Raw genomic sequence first — 11827 nt, forward strand, 5'->3', positions numbered from 1 at the left:
CGCCCTCCGCCGGCCGCCAGTCCACCGCTGTAGCCAGGTCCGTCTGGCGCAGGCGCTCACCGTCGCGACGCCGGCTGACGTTCACGCTGGCCTGCCAGGCCTTGCCGGCCACGCCACCACCGACCGCGACCTGCCGGGGCTTGACGCTGTTGCCGCTGGCCAGGTCGTGGCTGCGCGACTGGCCGGCGCCCAGTTGCACCCAGGCGCGCTCACCCACGGGCAGGCTGACCGCCGCCGCCGCGCTCTGATTGCGCTGGCCATCGCGCTGCACGGCGAGGTTGACGGCGCGTTTGTCGGCATTCGGTGCCACCTCCTCGGCGTGGGCCATGCCGGCCAGCATCAGGGCGGTGGCAATGAGGCAGAGTTTGGAYGTGTTCATGAGCGGGCTCCGTTGGATATCGAGTGCTGCGGGACGCTTCGGTCCCTCAACCCGACAACGCCGCCCGCGGCACAAAACTTCCCCGCCCAGATGTAAGCAGGCGCAGCCCACCGCATACTTGCTCCAACTACCCATGAGGCCTGCCGTGCCCGATCCCGCTCCGGACAGCAGCATCGACGCCGTCGCCCAGGCCCTTGAGGCCCAGGCCTATCTGCCCTCGCGCGAGCTGGCGACAGCCGCCTTCCTCGCGCTGCGCCTGTCGCGGCCCTTGCTGCTGGAAGGCGCGCCGGGCACCGGCAAGACGGCCATTGCGGCGGCACTCGCCACGGCCCTCGGCCGGCCGCTGATCCGCCTGCAGTGCTACGAAGGCCTGGACCTGGCCGCGGCGGCCTACGAATGGAATTACGCGCGGCAGATGCTGGAGATCCGCCTCGCGCAGGCACACGAACGTGAACGCACGGCCGACGAACTCTTCGCGCGCCGCTTCCTCATCGAACGCCCGCTGCTGCAGGCGCTGACGACAACCCCGGCGCCCGTGCTGCTCATCGACGAGCTGGACCGCGCCGACGCGCCCTTCGAAGCCTTTCTGCTGGAGTTCCTGGCCGACTTCCAGATCACCATCCCCGAACTCGGCACCCTCACGGCCGCCACACCACCGGTGGTCATCCTCACCAGCAATCGCAGCCGCGAGATCCACGACGCCGTCAAGCGCCGCTGCCTCTATCACTGGGTGGACTTTCCCGATGCCGCGCGCGAGCTCGCCATCGTCAGCGCGCGCTTGCCGCAGATCGAGCGGCGGCTGGCGCAACAGGTCGTCGCCTTTGTGCAGGGCCTGCGCCAGCTCGACCTCTACAAGCTGCCCGGCCTGGCCGAAACGCTGGACTGGTCGCGCGCCCTCATTGAGCTGAACGCCATCAGCCTGGACCCGGCCACGGTGCAGTCGACCTTGGGCGTGCTGCTGAAATACCAGGACGACATCGCCCGCGTGCAGGGGAGCGAGGCCGCAAGGCTGCTTGCAGAACTGCGGCAGAGCGTCGAGGGCTGAGCCGTGGACCCGCATGCCGAGCGCTGGGCCGCTCCCGAGCCGGCATGCATCCCCTCGGGGGATCGGCTGGTGTACCCGCCGGCCGAGAGGCACCACCTGGCGGAAAACCTTGTGCATTTCGGCCGCGTCTTGCGCACGGCCGGCTTGGCCTTCGGCACCGACCGGCTGCTGCTCGCCGCCCAGGCGCTGGAAGCCGGCGGCCTGGCCTCGCGTGCCGACTTCAAGGCGACGCTGGCCGCCTGCCTGGTCGACCGGCCCGAGCACCGGCCGCTGTTCGAGCAGGCCTTCCACGTCTTCTGGCGCGACCCCGACCTGCTCGGCCGCATCATGGCCCTGCTACTGCCGCAGGCCCAGGGCCGTGCGGGCGCACCGCCACCACCCGAGAACCGGCGCCTGGCCGATGCGCTGTTTCCTGGCGCGCCTGCCGATTCGCCCCGCGCCGAGCAGGTCGAGATTGAGGCGCGTCTGGACGCCGGCAACCGCGAGCTGCTGCAGCGGCGCGATTTCGACACGATGACGGCCGCCGAATGGGCCGCCGCGCGCCAGGCCCTCGCCGCGTTGCAGCCGCGCCTGGCGCAACAACTCACGCGCCGCCATGCGCCCGCGCCGCAAGGCCGCATCGCCTGGCGCGCCACGCTGCGCGCCGAGGCCCGGTGCGACTTCGCCCTGCCCACCCGTGAGCGCGCCCGCCGCCGCCCGACACCCCTGGTGCTGCTGGCCGACATCTCGGGCTCCATGGGCCGCTATTCGCGGGTGCTRCTGCATCTGGCCCAGGGCCTGTTGAATCCGGCCGGCGGCGCGGGCGAGGCCCCCGTCGTTGAAGCCTTCGTCTTCGGCACCCGGCTCACGCGCATCACGCGCCAGCTCAAAGCCCGCGACCCCGACGCGGCGCTGGCCGCCGTGTCCGCCGCCGTGCCGGACTGGGCCGGCGGCACCCGCATCAGCCAGAGCCTGCATGCCTTCAATCGCGACTGGGCGCGCCGCGTGCTGGGCGGCGGCGCAGCCACGGTGCTGCTCGTCACCGACGGCCTGGAACGCGACGCCGAGGACGGCGGCGCGCACCTGGCCTTCGAGGCCGAGCGGCTGCGCCTGTGCTGCCGCGAACTGATCTGGCTGAACCCGCTGCTGCGCTTCAAGGCTTTCCAGCCGCGCGCCGCCGGCGTGAAGGCACTGCTGCCCCAGGTGACTCGCCATCTGCCGGTGCACGACCTCGACAGCATCGACCGCCTGCTCGACGCCCTGAAGCGATAGCCCACGTCCTACAGGCTGGCGGCGCAACGTCCGCCCTGCACGGGCAGTCCCAGTGCTTAGATTTCGGTTTCGGCGGTGCGCATCCAGTGCTACCGCTTCCGATTGAAAGGAAGAGTCATGAAGATTTCGCAACTCGCTTCGCTGCTGGTCGCCGCTGCCCTGGTCACGCCGCTGGTCGGCCATGCCGATGACAAGCCGCCCGGCGCGGCCAAGGCCTGGGTCAAGGACTCGGTCGTGACGACCAAGATCAAGACGCAGCTCGCCACCAGCAAGATCTCGTCGCTGGCCATGGTTCACGTCGAGACCGACGCCAACGGCTATGTGCAGCTGACCGGCAAGGTCGCCACGCAGGCCGAGAAGGACCGCGCCGAAGCCATCGCCAAGGCAGTCGACGGCGTGAAGTCGGTCGACAACCAGCTGACCGTCAAGTAAACAGCGCCCCCCGGCCTCCCGCGCTGCCCGTCAGGCCCTGTCTGGCGGGCAGCGCTTTTTGTTGGCCGGGCCGACGGTCAGAATCGGTGCATGAATCTGACCGGCCAGCAGCATCTGCCCGTGTCCCAGGCCCAGGCCTGGGCCGCGCTGAACGACACCGCAATGCTGCAGGCCGCCGTGCCCGGCTGCGAGGCCCTCACGTCGACCGGCGACAACGCCTTTGACCTGTTGATGGCCGTGTCCATCGGGCCCGTGAAGGCCAGGTTCAAGGGCAAGCTGCAACTGTCCGAGTTGACCCCGCCGCAGAGCTACCGCATCGGCTTCGAGGGCTCGGGCGGCGCGGCCGGCCATGGCAAGGGCCAAGCCTTCGTCCAGCTGCAGGCCGTGTCGCCCAGCGAAACGGTGCTGAGCTATGACGTGACGGCCAGCGTCGGTGGCAAGGTGGCGCAGATCGGCTCGCGTCTGGTCGATGCGGCGGCACAAAAGCTGGCCCAGGACTTCTTCATCCGCCTGCAGGCCGCGCTGGTTGAGCGCCATCCGCCAGCCGCCGCGCCGGCCCTCGCCGCAAGTGCCGCGCCGGCCGAGCGCCGCCACGCGCTGCAGCGCCTGCGCGCCTGGCTGCGCCGCTGGTTCGGGTGAGGCGGTTTGCAAAGAACAAGCACCTCTTCGTGACCAGCTGAAACACCATGGGGATTTCCCCAGCGCGCCACCGGTACAATTTCACATGTCCGAGACAACGGGCCTGCCTGCGCAGGCCCGTTCTTTTTGTGCAATGAATCCACAGCCCCCGCACCCACTTCGCTCGCCGCCCTCCCGGGGTGTGCGTCAGCGCGTGCCAGCGGCTGGGCCGCATTGATCATGTCCAGCCCCGCCGGCCGACTGCCCCATCTTGACGTCCTGAAGGCGCTCGCGGCACAGATCATCGTGCTGCACCACCTGGTCAGCTACGGGCCGATCGCCCGCGCCGCCCACGCCGCCCTGCCCCTGCTGGCCGGCGCCATGCATCAGTACGGGCGCATGTCGGTGCAGATCTTCCTGGTCGTCGGCGGCTATCTCAGCGCGCGCGGCCTGTCGCCGCGTGGACAGGCCCTGCAGGCCGCCGTGCCCGAGCTGCTGTGGCGGCGTTATCTGCGGCTGGTGCTGCCCTTCCTGGCGGCGCTGGCCCTGACACTGGGCATCTCCGGCCTCATCGCTTCGTCCTGGCCCGAGCTGGTGCCCGCCGACATCAGCGTCGGCCAGCTTCTCGCTCACGCGCTGCTGCTGCATGACGTGCTGGGCTACGAAGCGCTGACCGTGGGCGCCTGGTATGTGGCCATCGACCTGCAGCTGTTTGCCCTGCTCGTGGGCCTGCTGTGGCTGGCACGGCGCGGCTGGCGGCATCCAAGCCGTCTCGTCGTCGGCCCCGTCCTCGTCGCGGCCGCCGCGCTGGCCTCGGCCTGGGTGTTCAACCGCCAGCCGGAGCTCGACGCCTACGCGCCCTACTTCTTCGCGTCCTATGGCCTGGGCGCTCTCGTGCATTGGCTGGGCCTGTCGCGTCACCGCCGCGCCGGCCTGCTGCTGCTGGCAGTGGCCGTGAGCGCCGCGCTGATGGTGGAATGGCGCGACCGCCTCGCCCTGGCGCTGGCCACGGCGTTGTGGCTGTCCTGGGCGCAGGCCCGCCATGCCGAGGGCCGTCAGCTGCTGCCGGCCGCCTTGGCTTCGGCCTTCGCCAGCGCCGCAACGCCCTCCTACGCACTGTTCCTGCTGCATTTCCCGGTGCTGCTGCTGAGCAACGCCCTGCTGGCGCATCTGCCGGGCGCGACGCCCGAAGCCGGCCTGGTGCTGCTCGTGGCCACCTGGCTGCTGGCCAACGGCCTGGCCGTGCCCTTCCACCGCTGGGTGGAGGCGCCGGCCGCCCGCTTCGACCCGCTGGCCTGGCTGCCGCGCCTGCAGTGGGCTCCTCGCCCAGCCTCGCGTCGCTGAACGCGCGCGGTCTGATCGGTCCCGCGAGGACGGGCGATGCTTGCGGACCGGGCGCTCGGCCCGTAGCCGCGAACAACCACCGACATCCCGCAGCTGCGTGCTAATGTCGCGCGCTGCTAGTCCCAGGCCGCGCTTCCATGACGATTCAAACCCCGGCCGCGGCCCCCAGCCGCGAGCAACTGCTGCACAGCCTTTACGAGGCCGCCGAGCTCGAGCACAACCTCATGTGCACCTATCTCTACGCGGCCTTCAGCCTCAAGCAGGGCGAGGCCGAGGGGCTGGGTGCCGTCGAGGCCGAGGCCGTCGAGCGCTGGCGGCGCGAGATCATCGCCGTCGCCGTCGAGGAAATGGGCCACCTGGTGGCGGTCTGGAACATCACGGCGGCGCTGGGCGGCGCGCCGCGCATCGGCCGCGGCAACTTCCCGCTCGACCCCGGCAATCTGCCAGCCCGCGTCGTCGTCAAGCTCGCGCCCTTCAATGACGCGACGCTGCAGCACTTCATCTTCCTGGAGCGCCCCGAGGGCAGCGCTGAAGAGGACGGCGAAGGCTTTGCCGCCGAGCGCCTGTTCACGCGCGGCTCGACGGCACCGCGCGTCACGCCGATGGCGCGCGACTACGACACCGTCGGCCATTTCTACGCCACGCTGAGTGCCGACCTGCGCGCCTTTGTCGAGCTGCACGGCGAGGCCGTGGCCTTCTGCGGCAACCGCTGGCTGCAGCTCGGGCCCCAGGAGCTCAACCTCGGCGGCGCCCGCCATGTGCTGTGCTCCAAGACGGCGCTGGCGGCCTTCGACGCCATCGTGCAGCAGGGTGAGGGCGCCCCCAGCGACAGCGCGACCTCTCACTACCACCGCTTCGCCGCCATCCGTGAGGAGCTGGCCCAGCTGCGCGCCACCCACCCGGGCTTCGAGCCCGCCTGGCCGGCCGCCACCAACCCGGTGCTGCGCCGCCCGCCGCGGCCCGAGGGCCGGGTCTGGCTGGAGAACCCGGCTGCGGCGGCGACGGTGGACATCGCCAACGCCAGCTACGGCCTGATGCTGCGCCTGCTGGCCCAGAGCTATCTGCTGCCCGGGCCGTCGGCCGAGAAAAGCCTGATGGTGGATCTGGGCATCTGCCTGATGCGCGCCTTCACACCGTTGGCCGAGCATGCCGCGCGGCTGCCTGCCGGCCCGAGCAATCCGGGCTGCAACGCCGGCGTCAGCTTCACCGCCCTGCGCGACGCGGCAGCGTTGCCACCGGGGCCGGCCGCGCGGCGCTTCGTCGTCGAACGCCTGGGCCAGATCGCCGACGCAGCGGCCAGCCTGCACGCCGAGCTCGGGGCCGAACGCAGCGGCCGCGCGGCACGCCTGCTGCAGTCGCTGCGCGAACGCGCCGAGCGCGGGCTGGACCTGAACGCGCCCGTCGCCGCGCCTGCACCCGCCGCTGCGCCCGCCGCAGCACCTGCCGCGGCAGCACCGCCCCCGCCACCCACGGAGACCGTCGACGGCATCGAGATCGTGCAGGGCGACAAGCTCGAATTGCGCTTCGAGGCCCAGCGCTGCATCCATGCGCGCTTCTGCGTGACCGGCGCGCCCAAGGTCTTTCYCGCCAATGTGCAAGGCCCCTGGCTGCACCCTGACGCCATGCCCGTCGAGCGCCTCGTCGACATTGCCCATGCCTGCCCCTCGGGCGCCATCCAGTACCGCCGCAAGGACGGTGAAGACGACGAGGCGCCGCCGCCCGTCAACCTGCTGTCGGTGCGCGAGGCCGGCCCCTATGGCATACGCGGCGAGCTGGTGCTGCGCGGCCAGGCCATCGGCACGCGCGCCACGCTGTGCCGCTGCGGCGCGAGCAAGAACAAGCCCTTCTGCGACGGCAGCCATCACGACATCCACTTCGACGCGACTGGCGAGCCCGAGACCGGTCTGCTGGGCCTGCCCACCGACATGCCCGCCACGCGCGACGGCCGCATCGACATCGAGCCCGAGCCCAACGGCCCGCTACAGCTGCGCGGCCAAATCGAGGTGCTGAGCGGCACCGGCCGCATGGTCTGCCGCGTCGCGCAGGCGCGGCTGTGCCGCTGCGGCGGCAGCCAGACCAAACCTTTCTGCGACGGCACGCATGCCCGCAATGGCTTCAGTGCCGACTGACGCCAGCGACACCCGAAGCGCGCTGCAGCAGATGGCGGCGCGCACGCTGATCTGGATCGTCGGCGTCGTGGGTACCGTGGCCGCGCTGATCGGCGCCGGCGAGGCCGCCCTCGGCCTGCGCGCGCTGTGGGGCAGCCAGCGCCTCGTCGTCGGGCTGGCGTTGCTGGCAGTCAGCGGCGCAGGCTGGCTGCTGTGCCGCGCCGGCCGCGCGCGGCTGGCCACAACCCTGATCCTCGGCGGCACGCTGATCGCCCTCGTCGCCCACGCGGCCCATATCGGCCTGGGCGTGCACACCGTCATCCTCGCGGCCGGCGCCCTCGTCATCGCGCTGGGCGGCGGCGTGGCCGGCAATGCGGCGGCAGCCGTGCTGACCGTGCTCTACCTCGCCGCCATCGGCGTGCTGGCCGCGATGGAAGCCCAGGGCCTGCTGCTGGGACTGAGCGCGCCGCGCCAGCCGCAATTGATCGATCGCGTCGTCGCCCACTTCCTGATCGCCACCAGCGGCCTGGCCTCGGCCCTGCTGCTCAACCGCATCCTGGGCACGGCACTGGCGCGCGCCATCGGCGAGGAGGCCCGCCTGGCTCGCCTCGTGCAGGCCGCCCACAACTGGGCCTGGGAAGCCGACGCCAAGTTCCGCGTCACCATGCTGTCCGATGAGTTCGAGGCCCTGTCCGGCCACAAGCGCGAAGACTTCCTGCGCATGGGCGAGCCCGGCGGCGCCATGCTCGTGCGCGACGCCGACTACCCCGGCCTGCTGGAGGACATCCGCGCCAAGCGCGCCTACCGCGACCGCATCAACGGTTTTCGCGCGCCCGACGGCCGGCTGCTGTGGACGCTGGGCTCGGGCGAGCCCGTCTTCGATGCGAACGGCAGCCACATTGGCTGGCGCGGCGTCAGCCACAACATCACCGGCGAGCGCCTGGCGCTGCAGCAGCACCAGCGCACCGCCAACATGCTGGACCGCGTGCTGCGCGCCAGTCCCGACGCCATTTGCGTGGCCCATATGGAAGACGGCCGCATCCGCTTCGCCAACTCCGGCTTCTGTGCCCTGGTGGGCCTGTCGCGCGACGAGCTGATGGGCCACTCGGGCCGTGAGCTCGGCCTATGGCCCGACAGCGGCGAGCCCAGGCGCCTGGCCGCCGAGCTGGCCGCGTCAGGCATCGTGCGCGACTTCCGCTCCGCCCTGCTGGTGCACGGCGAGTGGCGTGACGTGCTCGTGTCGGCCGCAACGCTGGACTGGGAGGGCGAGCCGGCCACCATGCTGATCGCCCGCGACATCACCGAGCGCGAGCGCGCGCGCATCGAGGCCGAGGCCATCCTCGACCACGCCAGCGTCGGCATCGCGCTGACGCGCGGCGAGCGCTTCGAGCGCGTCAATCGCCACTGGCAGGAGATCTTCGGCGGCACCGAGCCGCAGCTGGCCGATGGCCACGCCTGCCTGCCTTCGGCCCAGGAGGTCGCCAGCGCCGCACTGGCATTCGAGCGCGACTTCATCCGCCCCGATGGCCGGCGCATCACCGTGCAGTTCAACGCCCGCGGCCTGCCAACGACGCTGGCCGGCCGCAGCGAAGGCCGCAACGACCAGGACTGCGACCACGCGACGCTCTGGGTGGCCGAGGACGTCACCGAACGCCGCCGCCAGGAGCGCGAGCTGCGGTCTGCCAAGCAGCAGGCCGAAGGCGCCAGCCACGCCAAGAGCGCCTTCCTCGCGACGATGAGCCATGAGATCCGCACGCCGCTGAACGGTGTGCTGGGCCTGGCGCGCCTGCTGCAGCAGGCCGGGCCCGACGAGCGCCGGCCGCAGTACCTGGCCCACCTCGTGGCGGCGGCCGAGTCGCTCAATGAGATCGTCTCCAACGTGCTGGACCTGTCCAAGATCGAGGCGGGTCATCTCGAGCTGGAGGCCATCGAGTTCGACCTGCACGCGCTGGCCCAGGCCGGCTTCGAAGGCTGCGCGGCACTGGGCCGCGAGCGCGGCCTGGACATGCAGATCGAACTCGCACCAGGCCTGCCGCGCCTGGTCATCGGCGACCCGCTGCGGGTGCGCCAGATCATGGCCAACTTCCTCGTCAACGCGCTGAAGTTCACCGAGCGGGGCCACATCCGGCTGAAGCTGTCGTCGGCCGGCGAAGGCCGCGTGCGCATCGTCGTCGCGGACAGCGGCATCGGCGTGCCGCTGGAGTTGCAGAGTCGACTGTTCCGCCCCTTCGCCCAGGCCGACGACTCGACGACGCGGCGCTTTGGCGGCACCGGCCTGGGGCTTTCCATCTGCCGCGAGCTGGCCGCGCGCATGCAGGGCCGCGTCGGCGTGCAGAGCGACGGCGCGAATGGCTCCAGCTTCTGGGCCGAGCTGGCCCTGCCCACGGCCCTGACCATCGACGACACCGCTGCGCGCAAGCGTATCCCGATGCCGCCGCGCTACCCGCTGGCCGGCCAGCGCCTGCTCGTCGCCGAGGACAACCCGGTCAACCGCCTCATCATCACGGCCCTGCTGCAGCGCCTGGGCGCCGAGGTCGTTGAGGCCGAGGACGGCGAGCAGGCCGTCTGCCTCGCGCGCGAGCAGGCCGGGCGACTGGACGGCGTGCTGATGGACCTGCACATGCCCAAGGTCGATGGCCTGAAGGCGACGCAGCTGCTGCGCGCCGACCCGATCACCGCCCAGCTGCCCATCCACGCCTTCACGGCCGCCGTGCTCGACCAGGAACGCCAGGCCGCGCTGGCCGCCGGCATGAACGGCTTCATCGCCAAGCCGGTGGCCGAAGAAGAAGTGATCCGCGTGTTGGGGCGCCAGCCCTGAAAGGACGACCGCCATGCCCATCCGCATCGTCAGGCTCGGCAGCCCGCGCGCCCAGAACGAAGGCACGCGCATCGGCACCGTGCGCCGCCCGCCGCGCGGCGTGCCCAAGGCGGAGTTCGCGTCACGCGATTTCTACGACGTCTGGTTCCCCAATCTCGCGCCCAGTCTTGAGGCCATGAAGCTCGGCCAGGCGGCTGAGACAGACGCCGAGTGGAAGATCTTCAAGAAAAAGTACAGCGCCGAGATGGCCGAGCCCGAGGCCCAACATGCGCTGAGCTTGTTGGCGACGCTGTCGGCGCAGACGAATTTCTCGGTGGGCTGCTATTGCGAGGATGAGGCGAGATGTCATCGCTCCCTGTTGCGCGCGCTGCTTGAGGACAAGGGCGCGCGCTGTACTTAACTCGCCGGCGGCATGCTGGTGTCGAATTGCGGGCCGAGCGCTGGGCCGCTCCCGAGCCGGCCCGCGTTAGGCGATGTGCTTGCGGCTCGATGCCGCAAGCATCGCCGTCCCCTCGGGGGACCGGTCAGGCACGCCCGCGTTCAGCGGCGCGAGACTGGACGAGGGGCTCCATTTCAAGCTCCGCCGTTGTCCTGCGCCTCGCGCTTGCGGTTCATGTCCGCCAACGTCTTGCCCGCCTCGTCGCGGAAGGTCTCCTCCAGCACCTCCAGCGTCTCGACACGGTCGACGCGGAAACTGCGGAAGTCATTGCGCAGCTCGCACCAGGCAGCCAGCGTCCAGACCGGGCCCCAGAACAGGCAGGCCAGCGGGCGCACGATGCGCTCGCTCTTCACACCGCCCAGGTCCAGATAACCCACCTTCAGCTTGCGCCGGTCCTCGGTGGCCTCGCGCATGGCCGTCAGGTGGGCGCTGGTGGCCGGGTCCAGGGCCGGCAGCGGCGCATACAGCGCCAGGCTCTCGGCCGCGGCGCGTGCGTCTAGCGGCAGCACGGCGAGGATCTTGGACAGCGCGTTCTCGGCCTGGCGGGCCAACGCCGCATCCAGCCGCGATTCGGCCATGCGCACCGTCGCGACCAGGGCCTGGGCCTCCTGCTTGCTGAACATCAGCGGCGGCAGGTCAAAGCCTGCCCGCATGCGGTAACCGACGCCCGCCTCGCCCTCGATGGGCACGCCCTGCTGGCCCAGCGCGGCGATGTCGCGGTAGACGGTGCGCATCGACACCTCGAGGCGGCTCGCGAGGTAGTCGGCCGTCGTGAGGCGGCGTCCGCGGATGAGCTGGACGATCTGGAAGAGGCGGTCTGCGCGGCGCATAACCGGTCATTGTGCGGGACCGGGCATGCCCCTTGCAGAAGACACGTGTCACCGACAACGAGGTCGAGCTTCATCATGGCCATCTACGCCTCCTTCCAGGCCCGCGGTACCCGCGGCGCCGAACTGGCCACGCTGGGCGCCATCAGCGCCCCACTGGCTTCCCTGGCTCAAGACCAGCTATTCACGGCGCGCGCCGTGCCGGGGCGAAACCGCCCCGTGAAAGGGAAATCTCAGCCCATGGCCGTGCAGAGTTCCACCAGCGTGCCGTCCGGGCAGCGCACATAGGCCACCGTCTGGCCCCAGGGCTTGGTGACCGGTGCGGCCAGGGCGCGGGCACCGGCGGCGACGGCTTTGTCATAAGCGGTCTGCACGTCGGTCACCGTGAAGCCGATCTCCATGCCCAGCGGCTGCGGGCTCGCGTCGGCGGCCACGTAGTCGTGCTGCACGCTGTCACGGGCGGTTGCGTGGTCCACAAAGGCGAGCGTGGTGCCGCTGCCGCCGGTGTCGACCTCGCCATAGGCGCCACTCTCGTGCAGGAAGCGCTTCTTGAGGCCGAAAGCCTT

At 71.1% G+C, this 11827-nt stretch carries 11 protein-coding genes; 8 read left to right on the plus strand and 3 right to left on the minus strand.

Features of this window, described 5'->3' with window-relative positions; all coding sequences use genetic code 11:
• The coding region (locus tag AC1DU6_RS09785; protein ID WP_477856921.1) for a hypothetical protein at positions 1 to 379 on the minus strand (379 nt) is incomplete at its 3' end.
• Positions 380 to 524: 145 nt separating this feature from the next.
• Here AC1DU6_RS09785 and AC1DU6_RS09790 point away from each other — a divergent pair.
• From AC1DU6_RS09790 to AC1DU6_RS09825, 8 genes are all read left to right on the plus strand, one after another.
• Positions 525 to 1424: an AAA family ATPase gene (locus AC1DU6_RS09790; protein ID WP_477856923.1), complete on the plus strand. Its 900-nt coding sequence runs from the start codon at positions 525 to 527 to the stop codon at positions 1422 to 1424.
• A gap of 3 nt (positions 1425 to 1427) precedes the next feature.
• Complete coding sequence (locus tag AC1DU6_RS09795) at positions 1428 to 2675, plus strand: vWA domain-containing protein (protein WP_477856924.1); 1248 nt, start codon at positions 1428 to 1430, stop codon at positions 2673 to 2675.
• A 117-nt stretch (positions 2676 to 2792) separates the two neighbouring features.
• The gene (locus AC1DU6_RS09800; RefSeq protein WP_056200713.1) at positions 2793 to 3107 is read left to right on the plus strand and encodes a BON domain-containing protein; all 315 of its coding nucleotides are present in this window, start codon (positions 2793 to 2795) and stop codon (positions 3105 to 3107) included.
• A 90-nt stretch (positions 3108 to 3197) separates the two neighbouring features.
• The gene (locus AC1DU6_RS09805) at positions 3198 to 3746 is read left to right on the plus strand and encodes an SRPBCC family protein (RefSeq protein ID WP_056200716.1); all 549 of its coding nucleotides are present in this window, start codon (positions 3198 to 3200) and stop codon (positions 3744 to 3746) included.
• Between the two features lie 219 nt (positions 3747 to 3965).
• Entirely contained in the window at positions 3966 to 5069 is a 1104-nt protein-coding gene (locus AC1DU6_RS09810) for an acyltransferase family protein (RefSeq protein WP_457389886.1), read from the plus strand.
• A 137-nt stretch (positions 5070 to 5206) separates the two neighbouring features.
• A complete protein-coding gene (locus AC1DU6_RS09815; protein WP_477856926.1) occupies positions 5207 to 7198 on the plus strand; it encodes a ferritin-like domain-containing protein in 1992 nt (663 codons plus the stop codon).
• Positions 7179 to 9995, plus strand: coding sequence for a PAS domain-containing hybrid sensor histidine kinase/response regulator (locus AC1DU6_RS09820; protein ID WP_477856928.1), 2817 nt, complete (start codon positions 7179 to 7181; stop codon positions 9993 to 9995). Before AC1DU6_RS09815 ends, AC1DU6_RS09820 begins: the two co-directional genes overlap by 20 nt.
• Before the next feature lie 13 nt (positions 9996 to 10008).
• Positions 10009 to 10395, plus strand: a complete 387-nt coding sequence (locus AC1DU6_RS09825; RefSeq protein ID WP_477856930.1) for a DUF488 domain-containing protein — start codon at positions 10009 to 10011, stop codon at positions 10393 to 10395.
• Positions 10396 to 10568: 173 nt separating this feature from the next.
• On the opposite strand, the gene AC1DU6_RS09830 is transcribed toward AC1DU6_RS09825, so the two are convergent.
• Both AC1DU6_RS09830 and AC1DU6_RS09835 read right to left on the minus strand, forming a co-directional pair.
• Positions 10569 to 11264 carry a helix-turn-helix transcriptional regulator gene (locus AC1DU6_RS09830; protein WP_056200736.1) on the minus strand — a complete coding sequence of 232 codons (696 nt, stop codon included), beginning with the start codon at positions 11262 to 11264 and terminating at the stop codon, positions 10569 to 10571.
• Positions 11265 to 11494: 230 nt separating this feature from the next.
• Positions 11495 to 11827, minus strand: a 333-nt coding sequence (locus AC1DU6_RS09835) for a VOC family protein (protein ID WP_477856933.1), incomplete at its 5' end; no start/stop codon positions are given.

The organism is Roseateles sp. P5_B10 (assembly GCF_056400485.1).